A 22,307-nucleotide genomic window follows, 5' to 3' on the forward strand; every position below is an offset into this window, starting at 1 on the left:
GCTCGACCGGGGAAGGGAGCCCCGCCGGTCGCGAACGAACGCTTCAGGCCACCCCGACCGTGACACCAGCCGGCCGGACCGTCGCTCTGCGTGAGGACCGCACGAGCGCCCTGTGGTGCGCCCGCGTACCGGCCGACCGGTCCGGAACGGACAACTCCAGCCGCTTCCGAAGGGTTTCGACGCGCCGTCCCTGGAACAAGCGGCTTCCGAATCACGTTGAGTGGGTATCCCCTTCGGCGTGAGGGAGGGCGCACCGGGTGACCGACGACACACCTTGACAGTCTTTGTGATCTAGGGGTTTCAATCGACACCCACCCAGGTAGGGTCTGGAAGCGTCCAGCTCCCCTTGGAGGAGGTGAGGACCGTGGCAGCCCACGACGACGACATGAACCGCGGCATCCGCCCGGGACGAGGGTCCGACGACCCGACCGGGCAGATCGCCTACCTTGAGCAGGAGATCGCCGTCCTGCGACGCAAGCTCGCCGACTCTCCGCGACACACGAGGATTCTCGAAGAGCGGATCGTCGAGCTGCAGACCAACCTGGCCGGCGTGTCCGCCCAGAACGAACGACTGGCCAACACGCTCCGTGAGGCCCGCGACCAGATCGTCGCCCTCAAGGAGGAGGTCGACCGGCTCGCCCAGCCGCCGGCCGGCTTCGGTGTCTTCCTGCAGGCGAACGAGGACGGCACCGCCGACATCTTCACCGGCGGCCGCAAGCTCCGGGTGAACGTCAGCCCCGGCGTCGAGCTCGACGAGCTCCGGCGCGGCCAGGAAGTCATGCTCAACGAAGCGCTCAACGTGGTCGAGGCCATGCAGTTCGAGCGCGTCGGCGAGATCGTCACCCTCAAGGAGATCCTCGAGGACGGCGAGCGCGCCCTGGTGCTGGGCCACACCGACGAGGAACGGGTGGTGCGGCTCGCCGAGCCGCTGCTGGACGTCACCATCCGCGCCGGCGACGCCCTGCTGCTCGAACCCCGCTCCGGCTACGTCTACGAGGTCGTGCCCAAGAGCGAGGTCGAGGAACTCGTCCTCGAAGAGGTGCCCGACATCGGCTACGAGCAGATCGGCGGCCTCGGCGGCCAGATCGAGGCCATCCGCGACGCGGTCGAGCTGCCGTACCTCTACCCCGACCTCTTCAAGGAGCACGAGCTGCGCCCGCCCAAGGGCGTCCTGCTCTACGGCCCCCCCGGCTGCGGCAAGACGCTCATCGCCAAGGCCGTCGCCAACTCGCTCGCCAAGAAGGTCGCCGAGGTCACCGGCCAGGCCGCCGGCAAGAGCTTCTTCCTCAACATCAAGGGTCCCGAGCTGCTCAACAAGTACGTCGGCGAGACCGAGCGGCAGATCCGCCTCGTCTTCCAGCGTGCGCGTGAGAAGGCCAGCGAGGGCACCCCCGTGATCGTCTTCTTCGACGAGATGGAGTCCCTCTTCCGCACCCGCGGCTCCGGCGTCAGCTCGGACGTGGAGAACACCATCGTCCCGCAGCTCCTCGCCGAGATCGACGGCGTCGAGGGCCTGCAGAACGTGGTCGTCATCGGCGCCTCCAACCGCGAGGACATGATCGACCCCGCCATCCTGCGCCCGGGCCGCCTCGACGTGAAGATCAAGATCGAGCGCCCGGACGCCGAAGCGGCCAAGGACATCTTCGGCAAGTACCTCACCGAGCGCCTCCCGCTCCACTCGGACGACCTCGGTGAGCACGGCGGCGACAAGGGCGCCACGGTCCAGAACATGATCCAGACCGCGGTTGAGCACATGTACGCCGAATCCGAGGAGAACCGCTTCCTGGAGGTCACCTACGCCAACGGCGACAAGGAAGTCCTCTACTTCAAGGACTTCAACTCCGGCGCCATGATCGAGAACATCGTCGGCCGCGCCAAGAAGATGGCGATCAAGGATTTCCTGGAGAAGGACCAGAAGGGCCTGCGCGTCTCCCACCTGCTCCAGGCCTGCGTGGACGAATTCAAGGAGAACGAGGACCTCCCCAACACCACCAATCCCGACGACTGGGCCCGCATCTCCGGGAAGAAGGGCGAGCGGATCGTCTACATCCGCACCCTCATCACCGGAAAGCAGGGCGCCGACACCGGGCGCTCCATCGACACGGTGGCGAATACTGGTCAGTACCTGTAAAGGCAGGGCGGCTGCGGGTGCCCTCCACGGGGTACCCGCAGCCGACTGTTTTTCTGGCCACGACCGGAGCAGGCAATGACGAAAATGATCTCCCCACCAGCACAAAGGCGTTCTAGGCTCTTTCCTACCGCCGAGTCGCGCAGTGCGGGGTCGGGCACCGCACACGCACCGGAGCGCCAGCGGTACTTGAGCGGCGTCCACGACCGAGGGTGCCGCCGGGCAAGGAGGGCCGCATGACCGTACGGCGAGTAATGGGCATCGAGACGGAGTACGGGATCTCCGTCCCCGGTCACCCGAACGCCAATGCCATGCTCACCTCGTCCCAGATCGTCAACGCCTACGCGGCGGCGATGCACCGGGCCCGCCGGGCCCGCTGGGACTTCGAGGAGGAGAACCCGCTACGGGACGCGCGAGGCTTCGACCTCGCCCGAGAGGTCGCCGACGCCAGCCAGCTCACCGACGAGGACATCGGCCTCGCCAACGTGATCCTCACCAACGGCGCACGCCTCTACGTCGACCACGCCCACCCCGAGTACAGCGCCCCCGAGGTCACCAACCCCCGTGACGCCGTCCTGTGGGACAAGGCCGGTGAACGCATCATGGCCGAGGCCGCCGAACGAGCCGCCCAGCTCCCCGGCGCCCAGCCCATCCACCTCTACAAGAACAACACCGACAACAAGGGCGCCTCCTACGGCACGCACGAGAACTACCTGATGAAGCGGGAGACCCCCTTCTCGGACATCGTGCGCCACCTCACGCCCTTCTTCGTCTCCCGCCAGGTCGTCACCGGGGCCGGCCGCGTAGGCATCGGCCAGGACGGCCACGAACACGGCTTCCAGCTCAGCCAGCGCGCCGACTACTTCGAAGTCGAGGTGGGCCTCGAGACCACCCTCAAGCGCCCCATCATCAACACGCGCGACGAGCCGCACGCCGACGCCGAGAGATACCGCCGCCTCCACGTGATCATCGGCGACGCGAACCTCTCCGAGATCTCCACCTACCTCAAGGTGGGCACGACCGCCTTGGTCCTGTCCATGATCGAGGACGGCTTCATCGCCGTCGACCTGGCCGTCGACCAGCCCGTCCGCACCCTCCACCAGGTCTCCCACGACCCGTCGCTCAAGCGCCTGGTCGCGCTGCGCAGCGGCCGCACGCTCACCGCGGTCCAGTTGCAGATGGAGTACTACGAGCTCGCGCGCAAGTACGTGGAGGAACGCTACGGCGCCGACGCCGACGACCAGACCAAGGACGTCCTGACCCGCTGGGAGGACACCCTCAACCGGCTGGAGAACGACCCCATGAGCCTGGCCGGCGAACTGGACTGGGTCGCCAAGCGCGAGCTGATGGAGGGCTACCGGCGCCGCGACGACCTCGACTGGGACGCCGCCCGCCTCCACCTGGTCGACCTCCAGTACGCCGACGTACGGGCCGACAAGGGCCTGTACAACCGCCTGGCGGCCCGCGGGCGCATGAAGCGGCTCCTGGACGAGGCCGAGGTCGACAGGGCGCGCACGAAGCCTCCGGAGGACACGCGCGCCTATTTCCGGGGCCGCTGCCTGGAGCAGTACGCCGACGACGTGGCGGCGGCGAGCTGGGACTCCGTGATCTTCGACCTGCCCGGCCGGGACTCACTGCAGCGCGTGCCAACCCTGGAACCGCTACGCGGAACGCGAAATCACGTCAAGGAGCTGCTGGACCGCTGCCGCACCGCGGGTGACCTGGTCAAGGTCCTGTCGGGCGGATGAGTGCGACCTGCGGACACGCGTACCGGCCCGGGCGGGCGGGGTGGAAACCCCGCCCGCCCGGGAATCATCGAGACGGCCCCCGCACGTTGTGCGAAGTGCGGGGCCGATGTCGGACCCGGCTTGTAGGGTCTGATCATCACCAATCGGCAGACGCCGACCCGTCGATCCTGTCGGGCGAACTGAGCGGGGTGAGGTTATGGCAACCAAGGACACCGACGGCGGCCAGCAGAAGGCCACACGCTCCACCGAGGAGGCCGAGGAGCAGGCGCAGGACGCGCAGGCGACCGAGGACCTCAAGGAGCGCCACGAGAAGCTGAGCGACGACGTGGACTCGGTCCTGGACGAGATCGACGACGTGCTTGAGGAGAACGCCGAGGATTTCGTGAGGTCGTTCGTACAAAAGGGCGGAGAGTAAAAGCCCTCATACCGCTTCCACCTTCGATGTGAAGGTGACAGGGGTGAGGGTGGCCGGTGGATCGAGCGGGAAGCGCTGCGGGAGGTGCGGGCGCGACCTGTCTTCCGCCGCCTGCGCGCGGGACGGGAACAGGCGTGGCGGTCCGCGGGCCCAGCACCGGGAGCGCGCGGCGCGGTACGGCGCCGCGCACTCCCGGCCCCGCAGGGGAGCGGGGCGAACAGGCCCGGAGAAGGCGGACCTCCCGGCCGGTCCCGCGCCGCACCGGGCGTGCGGCGGGGCCGAGCCGCACGGGGACGACGGGACCGTCCGGGGCGGCGGCACGGGATCACCGGGGCCGGGTGCGACGGTCCGGCAGCCCCGCAGGCGTATGTGGATCACTGCCGTGGGACGGGTAGGGTCCGTGGCGTACTGTGCTTCAGCTGCAACGGCAACGCTGCACTGGGGCAGTTCTAACGATCAGCCCGAGGTCGTAAGGCGGGCTGCAGCATACGTGGAAGGAATCGCGTGGAAGCCAACACTCGTAGCACCGGGCGTCTACCAGCTGCCTTCCTGACGCCAGGATCCTCGTCGTTCATGGACTTCCTCTCCGAGCACCAGCCCGAGCTGCTGCCCGGCAACCGGCGGCTGCCGGCGACCCAGGGCGTGATCGAGGCGCCGCACGGGACGACCATCGTGGCCGTCACGTTCCCCGGGGGCGTGGTGCTCGCGGGTGACCGCCGGGCCACCATGGGCAACGTCATCGCCCAGCGGGACATCGAGAAGGTCTTCCCGGCGGACGAGTACTCGGCCGTCGGCATCGCCGGCACCGCCGGTCTCGCCGTGGAGATGGTCAAGCTCTTCCAGCTGGAGCTGGAGCACTTCGAGAAGGTCGAGGGCGCCCAGCTGTCGCTGGAGGGCAAGGCGAACCGGTTGTCGACCATGATCCGTTCCAACCTCGGCATGGCCATGCAGGGCCTGGCCGTGGTGCCCCTGTTCGCCGGGTACGACGTGGACCGGGAGAGGGGGCGCATCTTCTCCTACGACGTCACGGGCGGGCGCTCCGAGGAGCACAACTTCGCGGCGACGGGTTCCGGCTCGGTGTTCGCGCGCGGTGCGATGAAGAAGCTGTTCCGTGACGACCTGACCGAGGAGCAGGCCACGACCCTGGTGGTCCAGGCCCTGTACGACGCGGCCGACGACGACTCGGCGACCGGTGGTCCCGACGTCGCCCGCCGGATCTATCCGATCATCACCGTGATCACCGAGGACGGTTTCCGCCGGCTCACCGAGGACGAGGCGTCCGAGCTGTCCCGTGCGGTGCTGCAGCGGCGCCTGGAGGAGCCGGACGGCCCGAAGGCCGCCCTGCTCTGAGCGCGGGCCCGGTTCTTATCAAGGTGATCCAGTGACCATGACAGAAAGGGACGGATAACCGGTGTCGACGCCGTTCTATGTCTCACCCCAGCAGGCCATGGCCGACCGCGCGGAGTACGCGCGCAAGGGCATCGCCCGCGGTCGCAGCCTGGTCGTGCTGCAGTACGCCGACGGAATCGTGTTCGTCGGCGAGAACCCGTCCCGCGCGCTGCACAAGTTCAGCGAGATCTACGACCGGATCGGCTTCGCCGCGGCCGGCAAGTACAACGAGTACGAGAACCTGCGGATCGGCGGGGTGCGGTACGCCGACCTGCGCGGGTACACCTACGACCGCGACGACGTGACCGCCCGCGGCCTGGCCAACGTCTACGCGCAGACGCTGGGCACGATCTTCTCGTCGGCGGCGGAGAAGCCGTACGAGGTGGAGCTGGTCGTCGCCGAGGTGGGGGAGACCCCCGAGGGCGACCAGATCTACCGGCTGCCGCACGACGGTTCCATCGTGGACGAGCACGGCTCGGTCGCGGTGGGCGGCAACGCGGAGCAGATCAGCGGCTTCCTGGACCAGCGCCACCAGGACGGCATGAGCCTGGCGGAGGCGCTGAAACTGGCCGTGCAGGCCCTGTCCCGGGACACCAACGGCAGTGAGCGGGAGATTCCCGCGGAGCGCCTGGAGGTCGCGGTGCTGGACCGCACGCGCCCGCAGAAGCGGAAGTTCAAGCGCATCGTCGGCCGGCAGCTGGCTCGCCTGCTGGAGGCGGGCGGCGCGTCCACGGAGGCGGAGAGCTCCGAGGAGGAGTGATCCACCCGCCCGTTGCGCGGTGCCCCGGCGGTCCGTCCGCCGGGGCACCCGGCGTTTCGGGCCCGGGGCCCTCCGCCCGGACCGGGCCGGACCCGGCGAGCCCGGCAGGATCCGGACGGAGCGGTCCTAGTCCCGGCGTGGCGGCGCCGTGGAGCCCCGGACGACGAGGTCGACCGGGATGTCGCCGGCTTCGGGTTCCCGGCCGTCCAGGACGGCCAGGAGGGCGAGCATGCCGCGTTCCCCGAACAGCTCGGCGTCGAGCCGCACGGTCGTGAGTTCCGGATCCAGGGCGGTGGCGAGGGCGATGTCGTCCAGGCCGGTGACGGAGACGTCGTCCGGGACGCGCAGGCCGAGGCGGCGCAGGGCCTTGTAGGCGCCGGCGGCGAGTTTGTCGTCGTCGCAGACCACGGCGGTGGGGCGGGGGCCGGGGGCGGTCAGGGCGGCCTCGGTGGCCGTGCGGGCTCCCTCGACGGAGATCGGTGCGCGGGCCGTGCGCAGGCGGGTGCCCGGCACGGCGGCCAGCCGGGTGGCCAGTTCGCGGGCGCGCACGTCGAAGGTCCAGGAGGGGATGTCGGCGGCCAGGTGGAGGACGCTGCGGTGGCCGAGGCCGAGGAGGTGCGCGGCGGCCTGGCGGACGCCGTCGGCGATGTCGAGGTTGACGGTGGCGGCGCCGAGGCTGCCTTCGGGGTCGCTGTCGAGCATGACCAGGGGCAGCTGGTCGCCACGGATGGCGGTGAGGGCGTCGGCGGCCATGGAGGAGGCGATGACGCCGTCCAGGGCGGCCTGGGCGGAGGCGAAGGGGTCGCGGGCGGGGCCGATGCCCTCGGGGGAGGAGTAGAGGACGACGCCGAAGCCGTGCTGGGCGGCGACGCGTGCGGCGCCGGTGTAGACGCCGGCGAAGAACTCGGTGGTCAGGGCGGGGACGACGAGCAGGACGGTGCGGGTGCGGCCGAGGCGCAGGTTGCGGGCGGCGAGGTTGGGCCGGTAGCCGAGGTCGCGGGCGGCTGCGCGCACCCGTTCGGCGGTGGCTTCGGAGACCCGGCCGCGCCACTTGCCGCCCAGCACGAGCGAGACGGCGGCCTGGGAGACCCCGGCGGCCTGGGCGACGTCCCGGCTGGTCGGGCGCGTGCTGCTGCGTGCCACCGTGGGCGTGCTCCTTCGTCTGGACGTGTGAACAGCGCACATGGTACGTATGAGAGCGCAAGTTATACGTACAACTTCGGGTCGCCGGGGCGCCCCGGGCGAGCCGCTGAAGGGCAGGACATGGCCACGGGGTACCTGGAGATCCTCCGCACGAGGCACGCGCTGCGGCTGCTGGCCGGCACCCTGGTGGGGCGGCTGCCGAACGCGACCGCCGCCATCGCGCTGGTGCTGTTCGTGCGCGCCGGGGGCGGTACGTACAGCCTGGCCGGCGCCCTGGCGGCCGTGTACGGGGTCGCCAACGCCGTCGGCCAGCCCGTGCTGGGCCGGCTGGTGGACCTGTACGGCCAGCCGCGGGTGCAGCTGCCGGCGGCCGTGCTGTCGGCCCTGGCCATGACGGCCTTCGCCTTCACGGGCACCGGCCCGCTGCCGTTCGCGTACGCGGCCGTGGCGGCGGCCGGCCTCTTCGCGCCGCCGCTGGAGGGGGGCCTGCGGGCCCTGTGGCCGTCGGTGCTGCGGCGCGAGGAGCGGGTGCACACGGCGTACGCCATGGACGCCGTCGCGCAGGAGGTCATGTTCACGGTCGGCCCGCTGCTGGTGACCCTGTGCGCGTCGCTGTGGTCGGAGCGCGCGGCCCTGCTGGTGCTGAACGCGCTCGGCGTGTTGGGGGCGCTGTCCGTGGTCTGCTCGGCGCCCTCGCGCGCCTGGCGCTCCGCACCGCGCGAGGCGCACTGGCTGGGCGCCCTGCGCTCGCCCGGCCTGCTCGCGCTGCTCGGGGCCTTCCTGTTCGTCGGCATCGCGCTGGGCTCCATCACGGTGGCCTCGGTGCCCTACGCCGACGGCCACGGTGGTGACGCCGTGTACGGCTGGCTGATGGCCGCGCTCGGTCTCGGGGCGCTGCTGGGCGGATCCGTCTACGGGGCCCGCCGGTGGAGCGGCGCGCCGGAGCGGCGGCTGCGGGTGCTGGTCGGGCTCCTGGCGGTGTGCTACCTGCCGCTGATGCTGATGCCGGGCGCGGTGGCCATGGTGCTGCTCACGGTGGTCTCGGGCGTGTTCCTCGCGCCGTGCATCGCGTGCGCGTTCATCATCGTCGACCGGCACGCTCCGGTCGGGACCGTCACCGAGGCGTTCTCCTGGGTGGTGACGACGTTCACCGTGGGCGCGTCGGTCGGAACGGGCCTGGCCGGACCGGTGGTTCAGGCCGGTGGCGCGCTGTGGGGTTTCGCGCTGCCGGGTGCGGCGGGGGCCGTGTCGCTGCTGGTCCTGCTGGCCACCGGCGGGGTCCTCGCAGCTCCCGTGCGGGGAGGGGTCGTTGCGGTTTCACCGGAAAATGATCCCGATCGTGCTGCCGATCCCCGTTTCAGCCCGGGGGATCGGGCGTAATGTTCACTCATGGACCGCCGCATTTTCGGGCTGGAGAACGAGTACGGCGTCACGTGCACGTTCAGGGGACAGCGCCGCCTGTCTCCTGACGAGGTGGCGCGGTACCTCTTCCGCCGTGTCGTGTCATGGGGCCGCAGCAGCAACGTCTTTCTGCGAAACGGCGCCCGGCTCTATCTCGACGTGGGCTCACATCCGGAATACGCGACCCCCGAATGTGACAACGTGACCGAACTGGTCACCCACGACAAGGCCGGCGAGCGCATTCTCGAAGGACTCCTGGTGGACGCGGAACGACGCCTGCACGAGGAGGGAATCGCGGGCGACGTCTACCTCTTCAAGAACAACACCGACTCGGCGGGCAACTCCTACGGCTGCCACGAGAACTACCTGGTGGCCCGGCACGGGGAGTTCTCCCGGCTCGCGGACATCCTCATCCCGTTCCTGGTGACGCGGCAGCTGCTGTGCGGAGCGGGCAAGGTGCTGCAGACCCCGCGTGGCGCGGTGTACTGCGTCAGCCAGCGGGCGGAGCACATCTGGGAGGGCGTCTCCTCGGCGACGACCCGCTCCAGGCCCATCATCAACACCCGCGACGAGCCGCACGCGGACGCCGAGCGCTACCGCCGGCTGCACGTCATCGTGGGCGACTCGAACATGTCCGAGACGACCATGCTGCTGAAGGTCGGCGCCACCGACCTGGTGCTGCGCATGATCGAGGCGGGCACCGTGATGCGCGACCTCACGCTGGAGAACCCGATCCGGGCGATCCGCGAGGTCAGCCACGACATCACCGGCCGGCGCAAGGTGCGGCTGGCCAGCGGCCGGGAGGCGTCCGCGCTGGAGGTGCAGCGGGAGTACTTCGACAAGGCCGTGGACTTCTGCGACCGCCGGGGCATCCGCACGGGCACGGTCGCGCAGGTGCTGGAGCTGTGGGGCCGCACCCTGGACGCGATCGAGACCGAGGAGCTGGACCGGATCGGCACCGAGATCGACTGGGTCATGAAGTACAAGCTCATCGAGCGCTACCGGGCCAAGCACAACATGACCATGTCGCACCCGCGGGTCGCGCAGATAGACCTCGCCTACCACGACATCCACCGTCGCCGGGGACTGTACTACCTGCTGGAGAAGAAGGGCCAGGCCGCCCGGATCTGCAACGACCTGAGGATCTTCGAGGGCAAGTCCGTTCCGCCGCAGACCACCCGGGCGCGGCTGCGCGGTGACTTCATCCGCCGGGCGCAGGAACAGCGCAGGGACTTCACGGTCGACTGGGTGCACCTGAAGCTGAACGACCAGGCACAGCGCACCGTGCTGTGCAAGGACCCGTTCCGTTCGGTGGACGACCGGGTGGAGAAGCTGATCGCCGGGATGTGACGGGTACCGGTGCGTCAAGCGTCCCGGCATCGCGATGCCGGAACGCCACACGGGTGCCGTACGTTTACCGTACGGCGCCCTTCCCACACCGTAGAGTTGCGCGCACGCCAGTCCACAAGATCGACCGATTACGAGGCCTCCCGTGCGCCGACGCTCACTCCTCCTCGCCGCCGTACCCGCCGCGCTGGTCACGCTCGCCGGCTGCGGTGACGACAAGTCCGGCACCAGCAGGGCCTCCGCGTCGCCGTCGTCCTCGGTGTCGGCCGCACCTCCGCCGAAGATCGTGGACGGGCCGGTGCCGGCGATCACGGCGGGGACGAAGTTCGGGGAGAAGCCGGCCGTCGCCAAGGGACCGGGCGATCCCTCGAAGAACCTCGCGGTGAAGACGGTGATCGCGGGCGGCGGGCCCACGGTCGCGGAGAACGACTTCATCCGGGCGGACTACCTGGGCCAGATCTGGAGCACGGGCAAGGTCTTCGACAACTCCTACGACCGCAAGCGGCCGCTGGTGATGCAACTGGCGCAGGGCAGCATCATCGACGGCTGGCGGTACGCGCTGGCGGGCAGGAAGGCCGGCAGCCGGGTGGAGATCGCGGTCCCGCCCACCTGGGGCTACGGCACCTCGGGCAACGCGCAGGCGGGCATCAAGGGCACGGACACCCTGGTGTTCGTCATCGACCTGATCGACGTGTTCAACTCCAAGAGCTCCGCCAAGGGCAGGCCGGTCGCGCAGAGCGGCGCCGCGCTGCCGGCGGTGGGCACGAACACGGACGGCGCCGCTCCGAAGATCAAGGTGCCGAAGGCGGACCCGCCGAGGAAGCTGGTGTCCGCCTACGTCCTGGAGGGCGACGGTGCCGAGGTCAAGGCGGACCAGACGATCCTGTGCCAGTTCGAGGGCGTGGTCTGGGACAGCGGCAGGACGTTCCAGCAGACGTACGGCTCCGGACGGCTCAGCCAGTTCTCGCTGCAGCAGATGGAGCAGGTCGTCAAGGGCCTGTCCCAGGGCGTGACCGGCAAGAAGGTGGGCAGCAGGGTCCTGGTCGTCGTACCGCCGGACCTGGGCTACGGCGACACCCCGCCGAGCGGTGGCGCCATCAAGAAGGGCTCCACGCTGGTGTTCTCGGTGGACATCCTCGCGGCGATGTAGCCGGGCCGCGCGGCGGCGTCCGTGGGGGGCGCGAGGTCCGCGGGGATGAAAGACTGTCCGCGTTTCGTGTCGTACACAAGCAGGAGCTTTTGACGTGAGCATCGAGAAGCCCGAGATCGACTTCCCGGGCGGCGAGCCCCCGGCGGACCTGGAGATCAAGGACATCTGGGAGGGTGACGGCGAGGTCGCCGAGGCGGGGGACGTCGTCAAGGTCCACTACGTGGGCGTCGCGTTCTCCACCGGTGAGGAGTTCGACGCCTCCTGGAACCGCGGCACCCCGCTGGAGTTCCAGCTCGGCATCGGCCAGGTCATCAAGGGCTGGGACAACGGCGTGCAGGGCATGAAGGTCGGCGGCCGCCGGCAGCTGACCATCCCCGCGCACCTCGCCTACGGCGACCGCGGCGCCGGCGGCCGCATCGCTCCGGGGGAGACGCTGATCTTCGTCTGCGACCTGGTGGGCGTCGGCAAGCGCTGACCGCCACCGGTCGAAGGAGGGCCCGTGCCGTCCGCACGGGCCCTTCCGCTTTGCTCCACCTTTGCTCCGACTTTTGCCGCGACACCGCGGAGCGGTACGGTCATCGGTCGGAAGCACCATAGGGAAGGCGAAGGGCGTCGATGGCCATTGCCAAGGCCGAGCGGCTGATGAACCTCGCGCTGTGTCTGCTCGGGACGCGGCGGCCGCTCAGCAAGCGCGAGCTGCGCGGGTCCATCGAGGCCTACCTCGAGGCCGGGAGCGACGACTCCTTCAACCGGATGTTCGAGCGGGACAAGGACGACCTGCGCGAGCTGGGCCTGGTCATCGAGACCGTGGAGAACCTGGACGGCGAGGTGGGCTACCTCGCGCGCCGGGACAGCAACCGGCTGCCGCCCATCACCCTGGACGCCGAGGAGGCCGCCGCCCTGGGGCTGGCCGCCAAGGTCTGGCAGCAGGCGCGACTGGCCGGCGCGGCCAGCGGCGCCCTGCAGAAGCTGCGCGCGGCCGGGCTGCCCGAGGACGTCGACCCGTACGGGGCGCACGGCGCCCTGGAGCCGCGCATTCCCGTGCACGAGGCCGCGTTCGAGCCGCTGATGCTGGCCTGCCGCGACCGCCGCCCGGTGCTCTTCGACTACCGCAAGGCCTCCGCCGCCCGCCCCGAGCCGCGGCACGTCGAACCGTGGGCGCTGGAATGCTGGCGCGGCCACTGGTACCTGGCCGGTTTCGACCGCGACCGGGGCGCCGAGCGCGTGTTCCGGCTCTCCCGGATCACCGGCAGGGTCCGGGCGCGCGGCAGCGGCTTCACCGCGCCGGTCCCGGACGTGGTCACCGTGCGCGAGACCGTCGCGAGCTGGGCCGGGGAGGTCGCCGACCGGTCGGCGCTGATCCGGCTGCGGTCGGGCGCGGGTTACCCCCTTCGGGCGAAGGCCACCACGGTGCGGGAACTCCCGGACGGCTGGGACGAGTTGTTGATTCCGTACGGGCACGGCCTGGACGCCTGGCTGGTGGAGTTCGGGCCGGACGTGGTGGTGCTGGAGCCGGCCGAGCTGCGCGCGGACGTGGTGGACCGGCTGCGTGCCGTGGCCAAGGGCTGAGGGAAAGCGGAGCAGGACTATGGCAGGCAAACCGGTCAGGCCCGTGAACGCCATCGACCAGACCCGGCGGATGCTCTCCCTGGTGACCTACCTCAGGGAGCGCCCCGGCGCGCGGATCGCGGACGTCGCGCGCGCCTTCGGCGTCACCGAGGACGAACTGGTCTCCGACCTGGACGTGCTGCCCATGTGCGGCACCAGCTTCCGCGGCGGCGATCTGCTGGACATCGACACCGACGGCGAGCGCATCTGGTGGCACAACCCGGCCGCGCTGGGCGAGGAGGCGGCCGAGCCGCTGCGGCTCGCCGCCGACGAGGCGACCGCGCTGCTGGTGGCCGCCCGCGCGGTGTCGACGCTGCCGGGCCTGCGGGAGGGCGACCGCCAGGCGCTGCTGCGGGCGACGGCCAAGGTGGAGGCCGCGGCGGGGGAGGCCGCCGGCGCCAGCTCCCGGCTGTCGGTGACCTTCGAGTCCGAGGGCGGTGTCTTCGCCGACGTCGACCGGGCGATCTCCGAGCGCCGCCGGCTGTGGATCCGCTACTACTCGCCGGCCCGTGACGAGGTCACCGAGCGCGAGATCGACCCCATCCGCCTGGTCAGCGTCGGGCACACCTACGTCGAGGCGTGGTGCCGCCGTTCCGAGGCGCGGCGCACCTTCCGGCTCGACCGGGTCGCCGAGATCAGGATCCTCGACGAGCCGTCCGCGCCGCCCGAGGTGGAGCTGCGGGACCTCTCCGAGGCGCTGGTGCAGCCGGCCGCGGAGGACCCGGAGGTCGTGGTCGAGGTGGGCCCCGGCGGCCGCTGGGTCGCCGAGTACTACCCGCACGACAGCGCGGAGGAGCTCGCCGACGGCGGGCTGCGCATCACGTTGCGCACCCCCGACCCGGCCTCCCTCAGACGGCTGGCGCTGCGGCTCGGCCCCGACGGACGGATCGTCTCGCCGCCCGAGCTGGCCGACAGCGCCCGCCGGGCGGCCCGCGAGGCCCTGGCCGCCTACGACGCGCCCGCGGCGGTGCGGGCCGGGGCCGGCGGGCCGGGGTCCGGTCCGCCCGACGGGCCGCAGTGAGCCGTACCGGCGCCGCCCCCGGCGGCGGCGCGGCACCGGGGCCGGCGTGCGATGGCGAACGACCAGAGACAAGAGGAGCGAGGGCAGTGAGCGAGTCCCCGGTGTCCGGTGCGAGGGAAATGACGGTGGCGGCCGCCTTCGCGGGGATGAAGAGAGCGGTCCCCGTGGTGTTCCGGGCCGGCTGCCCGGACTGCCGGGGCCGTTTCGAGCTCGCCGCGAGCGCCCTGCGCCTGGCCATCGGCGCCACCAGCCGGACGACGTTCTACTCCTTCACCTGCCCCGAGTGCGGCGCCTCGGTGCGCAAGCCCGCGGGGGAGCGCATCGTCGAGCTGCTCACCGGCGGCGGGGTCAGGACCCTGCGGCTGCACTCCACGGCGTAGGACGGTCTAGGCTCGGCGTCATGTTCTGGCCGATGTTCGCGGTAGCCGTGGGTTCTGTGGGTCTCGCCGTGCTGGGGGTGCTCGCCGTCCGGGTCTTCCTGGAGGCCCGCCGCCTGGGGCAGCAGGTGGCGGAGTCCGGGCGCCGCATCAACCGGGCGGCCGAGGACCTGGAGCGGGCGGCGGTGAGCGCGGCCCGCGCCGCGGACACCCTCTGAGGCCCGCCGCGCGGCCCCGGTGAGGCGGGCGGCACACGTGCTTTGCGGCACTTCGCCCTGTCGTGGCGACCGCAGGGGCAGGTACGCTGCTGGTCGCGGTACGAAGAACGAGGCGCGTGCCGCGTACCGGGAGTGTGCACGGGGATTGCCTCACGTTTACCCCCGAGCGTTACGATCGCTGCCGGCACGGCCACTCAGATACAGGTCCGACTGGCCGGACAGCACCCCACCCAGCCGCCTCGGTGAGAAGGTAAAGACTTATGTTCGGAAGGCTCGGAGCCCCCGAGATCATTCTCATCCTCGTCGTCATCATCCTGCTGTTCGGCGCGAAGAAGCTTCCGGACATGGCCCGCTCGCTCGGCAAGTCCGCGCGCATCCTCAAGAGCGAGGCCAAGGCGATGAAGGAAGAGGGCAACAGCTCCCCCCAGGCGCCCGGCGCCAACGAGCAGCCCCCGGCCCAGCGCACCATCCAGGCGGCTCCCGGCGACGTGGCCAGCTCGCGGCCGGTCAACGAGCCGACGGACACCCCCCAGCGCTGACGCAGGGCCGGACCCCGGCCCGCCGCACGAGATGAGGACGTGGGTTGCCCAAGCCTGCCCGCAAGAAGGAGAGGGATCCCGAGGGGCGGATGCCCCTTGCGGATCACCTTCGCGAGCTCCGCAACCGGCTCGCGAAGGCGCTGCTGGCCATCGTCGTCGTGACGGTCGTCGCCGCCTTCTTCTACAACGACATCATCAACTTCCTGACCGAGCCGATCCTCGACTCGATCGGCTGCGACCAGACCTTCTCGGAACTGGCCGGGGCCTCGCACTCGACCCACAAGTGCGCGCAGATCACCATCAACGGCCTGCTCGCCCCCTTCACGCTCGCCCTCCAGGTCTCCCTGACGGCCGGCGTCGTCTTCGCCTCCCCGATCTGGCTGTACCAGCTGTGGGCCTTCGTCGCGCCGGGTCTGCACCGGCACGAGAAGAAGTACGCCTACGCCTTCGTCTTCACCGGGGCCCCGCTGTTCCTCGGCGGCGCGTTCTTCGCCTACAGGGTGCTGCCCACCACGGCGAAGGTGCTGATCGACTTCACGCCGAACGGCAGCATCGCCAACCTGCTGCCGCTGGACGACCTGCTGCAGCTGGTCACCCGCATGGTGATCGTCTTCGGCCTCTCCTTCGAGCTGCCGCTGCTGCTGATCATGCTGAACCTCACCGGCGTGCTGTCCGGCCGGCGCATGTTCGGCTGGTGGCGCGCCATGATCCTCGGCATCACGATCTTCGCGGCCGTCGCCACCCCGAGCACCGACCCGCTGTCCATGCTGGCGCTCGCCGGACCGATCTGGGTGCTGTACTTCGGTGCGGTCGCCTTCTCGCTGTTCAACGACCGGCGCAGGCGCCGCCGCGCCGCGGCGGGCCCCGACGACGACGAGGCCTCCGAGCTGGACCTCACCCCCGAGGACATCGGCGCCGTCGAGCCCGTCGCGGCCACCGGCGCCCTGCCCGAGCAGCTGAGCGCCGAGCGGGTCAACGGCTACGACGACGTGACCTGAGCCGCACCGCCGACGCCGTCCGGACGCCCCCGCCCCTCAGGGGCGGGGGCGTCCCGCGTCATGGACCGTCCACGTTCCGGACAATGATCGTCCTGTTGTCAGCGCGGCCCGGTACGCTCGAAAGCACGATGACAGAGGACCTCTCACCGGCCGAGCGGTACGCGGCTTCCCGCAGGCGGGCAGCCGAGCAGGCCACCGCGCTCGCGTCCTTCCGCGAGATGTACGACTTCGGCCTCGACCCCTTCCAGATCGAGGCCTGCCAGGCACTCGAGGCCGGCAAGGGCGTGCTGGTGGCCGCCCCCACCGGCTCCGGCAAGACGATCGTGGGCGAGTTCGCCGTCCACCTCGCCCTCCGGCAGGGCAAGAAGTGCTTCTACACGACGCCCATCAAGGCGCTGTCGAACCAGAAGTACGCCGACCTGTGCCGCCGCTACGGCACCGACCGGGTCGGCCTGCTCACCGGTGACAACAGCGTGAACTCCGACGCCCCGGTGGTCGTGATGACCACCGAGGTCCTGCGGAACATGCTCTACGCCGGCTCGCAGACCCTCCTCGGCCTCGGTCACGTGGTCATGGACGAGGTGCACTACCTCTCCGACCGCTTCCGCGGCGCCGTGTGGGAGGAAGTGATCATCCACCTGCCCGAGTCGGTGACCCTCGTGTCGCTGTCGGCGACCGTGTCCAACGCCGAGGAGTTCGGCGACTGGCTGGACACCGTCCGCGGCGACACCCAGGTGATCGTCTCCGAGCACCGGCCCGTGCCCCTGTTCCAGCACGTGCTCGCCGGGCGCCGGATGTACGACCTGTTCGAGGAGGGCGAGGGCCACAAGAAGGCCGTCAACCCCGACCTCGTCCGCCTGGCCCGCATGGAGGCGACGCGGCCGTCCTACCAGGACCGCCGGCGCGGACGCGCCATGCGCGAGGCCGACCGGGAGCGGGAGCGCAGACAGCGCTCCCGGGTGTGGACCCCGGGCCGGCCCGAGGTCATCGAGCGCCTGGACGCCGAGGGCCTGCTGCCCGCGATCACCTTCATCTTCAGCCGCGCCGCCTGCGAGGCCGCCGTCCAGCAGTGCCTGTACGCGGGCCTGCGGCTCAACGACGAGGAGGCCCGGGACCAGGTCCGCGCCCTGGTCGAGGAGCGCACCGCCGCCATCCCGCACGAGGACCTGCACGTGCTCGGCTACTACGAGTGGCTGGAGGGCCTGGAGCGCGGCATCGCCGCCCACCACGCGGGCATGCTGCCCACCTTCAAGGAGGTCGTCGAGGAGCTGTTCGTGCGCGGCCTGGTCAAGGCCGTGTTCGCGACCGAGACCCTGGCGCTCGGCATCAACATGCCCGCCCGCTCGGTGGTGCTGGAGAAGCTCGTCAAGTGGAACGGCGAGCAGCACGCCGACATCACCCCGGGCGAGTACACGCAGCTCACCGGGCGTGCCGGCCGCCGCGGCATCGATGTCGAGGGCCACGCGGTCGTGCTCTGGCAGCGCGGCACGAGTCCCGAGCACCTGGCCGGCCTCGCGGGCACGCGCACCTATCCGCTGCGCTCCAGCTTCAAGCCGTCGTACAACATGGCGGTCAACCTGGTCGAGCAGTTCGGCCGGCACCGCTCCCGCGAGCTGCTGGAGACCTCCTTCGCGCAGTTCCAGGCGGACAAGTCGGTCGTCGGGATCTCCCGGCAGGTGCAGCGCAACGAGGAGGGGCTGGAGGGCTACAGGGCCTCCATGACCTGCCACCTCGGCGACTTCGAGGAGTACGCGCGGCTGCGCCGCGAGCTGAAGGACCGCGAGACCGAGCTGGCCCGGCAGGGCGCGAGCCAGCAGCGCGCCGAGTCCGCCGTCGCCCTGGAGAAGCTCAGGCCGGGTGACGTGATCCACGTGCCGACGGGCAAGTACGCGGGACTGGCCCTGGTCCTGGACCCCGGGCTGCCCGCCGGCCGCTCCAACGGGCACCGGGGCTTCGACCACCACGACGGTCCGCGTCCGCTGGTGCTGACCGCCGAGCGGCAGGTCAAGCGGCTGGCGTCGATCGACTTCCCGGTGCCGGTGGAGCCGCTGGACCGCATGCGCATCCCGAAGTCCTTCAACCCGCGCTCCCCGCAGTCCCGCCGCGACCTCGCCTCCGCGCTGCGCACGAAGGCCGGGCACATCCCGCCGGAGCGGGCCCGCAAGAAGCGTTCCCAGGCGGCCGACGACCGGGAGATCGCCCGGCTGCGCACGGCGATCCGCGCCCACCCCTGCCACGGCTGCAACGACCGTGAGGACCACGCCCGCTGGGCCGAGCGCTACCACCGGCTGCTGCGCGACACCTCGCAGCTGGAGCGCCGCATCGAGGGCCGTACGAACACCATCGCGCGGACCTTCGACCGGATCGTGGCCCTGCTGACCGAGATGGACTACCTGCGCGGCGACGAGGTCACCGAGGACGGCAGGCGGCTCGCCCGGTTGTACGGCGAGCTCGACCTGCTCGCCAGCGAGTGCCTGCGCGAGGGCGTGTGGGAGGGCCTGGCCCCCGCCGAGCTGGCCGCGTGCGTCTCCGCACTGGTGTACGAGGCACGGGTCGGCGACGACGCCATGGCGCCCAAGCTGCCCTCGGGCAAGGCCAAGGCGGCACTCGGCGAGATGGTCCGGATCTGGGGCCGGCTGGACGCCCTGGAGGAGGAGTTCCGGATCAGCCAGACCGAGGGCGTCGGGCAGCGGGAGCCGGATCTCGGATTCGCCTGGGCCGCCTACATGTGGGCCTCCGGCAAGGGCCTGGACGAGGTGCTGCGGGAGGCCGAGATGCCCGCCGGCGACTTCGTGCGGTGGTGCAAGCAGGTGATCGACGTCCTCGGGCAGATCTCGGCGGCCTCTCCCGTGGCGGGCTCGACCGTGGCGAAGGCCGCGCGCAAGGCTGTGGACCAGTTGCTGCGGGGCGTCGTCGCCTATTCGTCGGTGGGGTGAGACCCGGCCGGTGAGGTCCGGCCCGGCGGGGACGGACCGCGGCGGCCGGATCCCACCGGCCGGCCGCGCGCCTCCGCCGTGCCGTCGCCCGCCGTGCCCGCGCGTGCGGCCCGGACCGGGGGCCGACATGACGGGCAACCGCCCCCACCCCGCCTTCGGCGGCGGCCCGCACGAGCGCCCCGGCCCCCGCCACCCCGCGCCCCGGCCGGCGGCCCCCTGCCCGACCCCGAACCGCGGCCCGTCCCGGCACCGCCGGAACCGGCCCGCCCCGAGCACGTGTGGCGGCCGCTGCGCTGGTGGCGGGGCGGGTGAGCCGCGCGGACGGGCCGGCGCCGGTCCTCAGGGACGCCCTCCGGCTCCCGTCGGCCCGGCCGGTGCCGCCCCGTCCCGCCGGCCCGGTCCGCAGGCCGCCCCCGGGTCCGCCCACCGCTGCGGGCAGGACCAGGCCCGCAGGGTGCGCCCGCTGACGAAGGAGTGCTCCGCCCCCGTGACCGGGTCGGTGAACTCCAGCCGCCGCGCGAGCAGTTGCAGCGGACGCCGGAAGTCACCGGCCGGTCCCGGCCCGCTCACCCGCGGGTACAGCGGGTCCCCGAGGATGGGCACGCCCAGCGCGTTCAGGTGCACCCGCAGCTGATGGGTCTGCCCGGTCTCGGGGACCAGCCGGTACCGGCCCAGGCCGTCCCGCTCCCGGTGCTCGGCCAGCTCCACGTGCGTCACCGCGTTCGGTTCGCCCTCGACCTCCCGCGCGGCCGGCACCCCGCGCTCCTTCACGATCCGGCTGCGCACGGTCCGGGGCAGGGCGAGCGCGGGGTCGTACGGCGCGACGGCCTCGTACTCCTTGCGCACCCGGCGGTCCCGGAACAGGGTCTGGTACGCGCCGCGCTCCTCGGGCCGCACCGTGAACAGCACCAGACCGGCGGTGAGCCGGTCCAGCCGGTGCGCCGCGGTCAGCGTGGGGATGCCCAGCTCGCGCCGCAGCCGGGCCAGGGCGGTCTCGGCGACGTGCGAGCCGCGCGGGGTGGTCGCGAGGAAGTGCGGTTTGTCGGCGACGACGACATGCGCGTCGCGGTGGACCACCTCGACGGGGAAGGGCACCGGCACCTCCGGGGGCAGCTCGCGGTGGAACCACACGAACATCCCCGGCCGGTACGGCTCGTCCGGCGCCACCGCCCGCCCGTCGGCCCCCACCACCAGGCCCGCGTCGACCATCGCCGCCACCACGCCGGGCCCCGCCCCCGTCAGCCGCGCCACGAGGTACTCCCGCACGGTGCCCCACGCCCCGCCGGACGGCAGCCGCACCCGCACCGGATCGACCCCGTCCCGCTGCGGGAGCGGGGCGGCGGGGGGTGGCGTACGGCGTCTCATCGGGACCCAGGGTACGGCCGGGGGAGGGCCGGGGTGAGCCGCCGGTGCGCGGTGCCGCGCGGCGCCGGAAAAGGACTGGGTGCGCGGGGCGCCGCTTGGCAGGATGCCGACCATGCCAAGCCTCATCCGCCCGGTCCTGGCCACCGGCTCCCTCAACCGCGCGCCACAGCCCACGCTCCCGGCCGACGGCGGCCTGGTCCTGCGCCCCTGGCGGGCCGAGGACGCGCCCGCCGTCCACGAGGCCTACCAGGACCCGCTCCTGCACCAGTGGCACGGCAGGTCCTCCGGCTGCGAGCAGGAGGCCGCCGGCTGGATCGCGCGGTGGCGGGCGTCCTGGGAGACCGAGCGGGGCGCCCAGTGGGCCGTCGCCGACGGCGGCACCGACGAACTGCTGGGCCGGGTCGCGCTGCGGCAGGTCCTGCTCGGCGACGGCGTGGCCGAGGTCGCCTACTGGACGGTGGCGCGGGCCCGCGGCCGGGGCGTCGCCGTCCGCGCCACGACCGCCCTGACCCGCTGGGCCCTGGAGGACGTCGGCTTCCACCGGCTCGAACTCATGCACTCCACCGCCAACCGGGCGTCCTGCCGCGTCGCCACCAAGGCCGGCTTCGCCCCGGAGGGCACCAGGCGCAGCGCCCTGCTGCACCCGGACGGCTGGCACGACATGCACCTCCACGCGCGCGTACGGGGCGACTGACCCGCACCCGCCCACGGGATCCACGGGAGAGCCGCGGGCGGGGACCCGCACGGGCCCGAGCAGCCACGCCCGCAAGGCGGGGGCCGCACGCACGTGCCCCGGCGAAGCGGCGTGCGGCCCCGGCGCCGGGCAGTGCCGGGACGGCGGCACCCGGTGGGGGCGCCGCCGTCCCGGCGCCGGTCACGCGGCCGCCGTGCCGTCCTCCTGCTCGGCCTCGATGCGGGCGTTCCACTCCCGCTTGGAGGCCTGCCAGCCGTCCTCGTTGTGGCCGAGCCGCCAGTAGCCGGAGATGGACAGGTCCTCGCGCGGAACCTGCAGCTCCACCCGGAGCAGCCGGCGCAGCTCCTTCACGAAGCCCGCCTCGCCGTGCACGAACGCGTGCAGCCGGCCCTCCGGGAACTCCAGCGCCCGTACGGCCTCCAGCAGGGCCTCGCCCACCGGCCGGTCCCCGCGGTGCAGCCAGACCACCTCCACGCCGGAGTCGATCTTCTGCTCCTCCGCGGGACCCGACACCTCCACGAACGCGTGCACCCGGACGCCGGCGGGCAGCGACTCCAGGGCGCGGGCGATCGCGGGCAGCGCGCTCTCGTCACCGGCGAACAGGTGCCAGTCCGCGCTCGTGTCGGGCGCGTACGCGCCGCCGGGGCCCATGAAGCGCACGGTCTCACCCGGCCGCACCCGGGCGGCCCAGGGCCCGGCCAGGCCCTCGTCGCCGTGGATGACGAAGTCCAGGGTCAGCTCGCGGTGCTCGGGGTCCCAGGCGCGCACCGTGTACGTCCGCGTCACCGGCCACTGCTCGCGCGGGAACTCCGCGCGGATCCGCTCCATGTCGAAGGGCTCCGGGTAGCTGACGCCCTCGGGTGCGAACAGCAGCTTCACGTAGTGGTCGGTGCAGGTGTCCGCCGGGAAACCGGCGAGGCCCTCCCCGCCGAGCACCACGCGCTGCATGTGCGGGGTCAGCCGCTCGGTGCGCACGACCCGGGCAGTATGGGGCTTGCGCGGCTTTCGCCCCGGACGCTCTGCCATCACGGCCTCCTGCATTGGTTAGGTATACCTAAGTTAGCATCTTT

Annotated in this window: 21 protein-coding genes; 18 read left to right on the forward strand and 3 right to left on the reverse strand. The window is 71.9% G+C overall.

From position 1 onward, the window contains the following. The first annotated feature begins 364 nt into the window (after nucleotides 1–364). The 6 genes from arc to prcA all read left to right on the forward strand — a co-directional run bounded on the left by arc (nucleotide 365) and on the right by prcA (nucleotide 6,440). The gene (gene arc, locus QQY24_RS24925; protein WP_301974956.1) at nucleotides 365–2,131 is read left to right on the forward strand and encodes a proteasome ATPase; all 1,767 of its coding nucleotides are present in this window, start codon (nucleotides 365–367) and stop codon (nucleotides 2,129–2,131) included. A 233-nt stretch (nucleotides 2,132–2,364) separates the two neighbouring features. Further along, the gene (gene dop / locus QQY24_RS24930; RefSeq protein ID WP_367658016.1) at nucleotides 2,365–3,876 is read left to right on the forward strand and encodes a depupylase/deamidase Dop; all 1,512 of its coding nucleotides are present in this window, start codon (nucleotides 2,365–2,367) and stop codon (nucleotides 3,874–3,876) included. A 196-nt stretch (nucleotides 3,877–4,072) separates the two neighbouring features. Further along, a complete protein-coding gene (locus QQY24_RS24935) occupies nucleotides 4,073–4,291 on the forward strand; it encodes a ubiquitin-like protein Pup (RefSeq protein WP_301974957.1) in 219 nt (72 codons plus the stop codon). A 369-nt stretch (nucleotides 4,292–4,660) separates the two neighbouring features. Continuing rightward, nucleotides 4,661–4,744 (forward strand): endonuclease domain-containing protein, encoded by an 84-nt coding sequence (locus QQY24_RS34820; RefSeq protein ID WP_367658053.1) that lies wholly within the window; start codon nucleotides 4,661–4,663, stop codon nucleotides 4,742–4,744. 51 nt (nucleotides 4,745–4,795) lie between these two features. Then, entirely contained in the window at nucleotides 4,796–5,641 is an 846-nt protein-coding gene (gene prcB / locus QQY24_RS24945; protein ID WP_301974958.1) for a proteasome subunit beta, read from the forward strand. Nucleotides 5,642–5,702: 61 nt separating this feature from the next. Beyond that, complete coding sequence (prcA, locus tag QQY24_RS24950; RefSeq protein WP_301974959.1) at nucleotides 5,703–6,440, forward strand: proteasome subunit alpha; 738 nt, start codon at nucleotides 5,703–5,705, stop codon at nucleotides 6,438–6,440. A 126-nt stretch (nucleotides 6,441–6,566) separates the two neighbouring features. Here the strand turns inward: prcA and QQY24_RS24955 are convergent, their stop codons facing one another. Then, on the reverse strand, nucleotides 6,567–7,583 hold the full coding sequence (locus QQY24_RS24955; protein ID WP_301974960.1) for a LacI family DNA-binding transcriptional regulator: 1,017 nt from the start codon (nucleotides 7,581–7,583) through the stop codon (nucleotides 6,567–6,569). A 120-nt stretch (nucleotides 7,584–7,703) separates the two neighbouring features. On the opposite strand from QQY24_RS24955, the gene QQY24_RS24960 reads away from it, so the two are divergent. From QQY24_RS24960 to QQY24_RS25010, 11 genes are all read left to right on the forward strand, one after another. After that, nucleotides 7,704–8,963 carry an MFS transporter gene (locus QQY24_RS24960; protein WP_301974961.1) on the forward strand — a complete coding sequence of 420 codons (1,260 nt, stop codon included), beginning with the start codon at nucleotides 7,704–7,706 and terminating at the stop codon, nucleotides 8,961–8,963. Nucleotides 8,964–8,972: 9 nt separating this feature from the next. Beyond that, the gene (pafA, locus tag QQY24_RS24965; RefSeq protein ID WP_301974962.1) at nucleotides 8,973–10,334 is read left to right on the forward strand and encodes a Pup--protein ligase; all 1,362 of its coding nucleotides are present in this window, start codon (nucleotides 8,973–8,975) and stop codon (nucleotides 10,332–10,334) included. A gap of 142 nt (nucleotides 10,335–10,476) precedes the next feature. Continuing rightward, nucleotides 10,477–11,481, forward strand: a complete 1,005-nt coding sequence (locus tag QQY24_RS24970; RefSeq protein WP_301974963.1) for an FKBP-type peptidyl-prolyl cis-trans isomerase — start codon at nucleotides 10,477–10,479, stop codon at nucleotides 11,479–11,481. Between the two features lie 94 nt (nucleotides 11,482–11,575). Further along, a complete protein-coding gene (locus tag QQY24_RS24975) occupies nucleotides 11,576–11,956 on the forward strand; it encodes an FKBP-type peptidyl-prolyl cis-trans isomerase (protein ID WP_301974964.1) in 381 nt (126 codons plus the stop codon). Nucleotides 11,957–12,096: 140 nt separating this feature from the next. After that, nucleotides 12,097–13,050 carry a YafY family protein gene (locus tag QQY24_RS24980; protein ID WP_301974965.1) on the forward strand — a complete coding sequence of 318 codons (954 nt, stop codon included), beginning with the start codon at nucleotides 12,097–12,099 and terminating at the stop codon, nucleotides 13,048–13,050. 19 nt (nucleotides 13,051–13,069) lie between these two features. Beyond that, nucleotides 13,070–14,110: a YafY family protein gene (locus tag QQY24_RS24985; RefSeq protein ID WP_301974966.1), complete on the forward strand. Its 1,041-nt coding sequence runs from the start codon at nucleotides 13,070–13,072 to the stop codon at nucleotides 14,108–14,110. An 86-nt stretch (nucleotides 14,111–14,196) separates the two neighbouring features. Further along, nucleotides 14,197–14,490, forward strand: a complete 294-nt coding sequence (locus tag QQY24_RS24990; RefSeq protein ID WP_301974967.1) for a hypothetical protein — start codon at nucleotides 14,197–14,199, stop codon at nucleotides 14,488–14,490. Between the two features lie 20 nt (nucleotides 14,491–14,510). Then, entirely contained in the window at nucleotides 14,511–14,705 is a 195-nt protein-coding gene (locus tag QQY24_RS24995; protein ID WP_301974968.1) for a hypothetical protein, read from the forward strand. 260 nt (nucleotides 14,706–14,965) lie between these two features. Continuing rightward, nucleotides 14,966–15,244: a Sec-independent protein translocase subunit TatA gene (tatA, locus tag QQY24_RS25000; RefSeq protein ID WP_301974969.1), complete on the forward strand. Its 279-nt coding sequence runs from the start codon at nucleotides 14,966–14,968 to the stop codon at nucleotides 15,242–15,244. 44 nt (nucleotides 15,245–15,288) lie between these two features. Next, nucleotides 15,289–16,242: a twin-arginine translocase subunit TatC gene (gene tatC / locus QQY24_RS25005; RefSeq protein WP_301974970.1), complete on the forward strand. Its 954-nt coding sequence runs from the start codon at nucleotides 15,289–15,291 to the stop codon at nucleotides 16,240–16,242. 83 nt (nucleotides 16,243–16,325) lie between these two features. Continuing rightward, nucleotides 16,326–19,178 carry an RNA helicase gene (locus tag QQY24_RS25010; protein WP_301974971.1) on the forward strand — a complete coding sequence of 951 codons (2,853 nt, stop codon included), beginning with the start codon at nucleotides 16,326–16,328 and terminating at the stop codon, nucleotides 19,176–19,178. 339 nt (nucleotides 19,179–19,517) lie between these two features. Here the strand turns inward: QQY24_RS25010 and QQY24_RS25015 are convergent, their stop codons facing one another. Next, nucleotides 19,518–20,543, reverse strand: coding sequence for a pseudouridine synthase (locus tag QQY24_RS25015; protein ID WP_301974972.1), 1,026 nt, complete (start codon nucleotides 20,541–20,543; stop codon nucleotides 19,518–19,520). Nucleotides 20,544–20,655: 112 nt separating this feature from the next. Between QQY24_RS25015 and QQY24_RS25020 the strand changes: the two genes are divergently transcribed. Next, on the forward strand, nucleotides 20,656–21,237 hold the full coding sequence (locus QQY24_RS25020) for a GNAT family N-acetyltransferase (protein WP_301974973.1): 582 nt from the start codon (nucleotides 20,656–20,658) through the stop codon (nucleotides 21,235–21,237). Nucleotides 21,238–21,417: 180 nt separating this feature from the next. On the opposite strand, the gene QQY24_RS25025 is transcribed toward QQY24_RS25020, so the two are convergent. After that, the gene (locus tag QQY24_RS25025; RefSeq protein WP_301976351.1) at nucleotides 21,418–22,263 is read right to left on the reverse strand and encodes a siderophore-interacting protein; all 846 of its coding nucleotides are present in this window, start codon (nucleotides 22,261–22,263) and stop codon (nucleotides 21,418–21,420) included. Nucleotides 22,264–22,307 lie beyond the last annotated feature (44 nt).

This window comes from Streptomyces sp. TG1A-8, assembly GCF_030499535.1.
Taxonomy (GTDB): Bacteria; Actinomycetota; Actinomycetes; order Streptomycetales; family Streptomycetaceae; genus Streptomyces.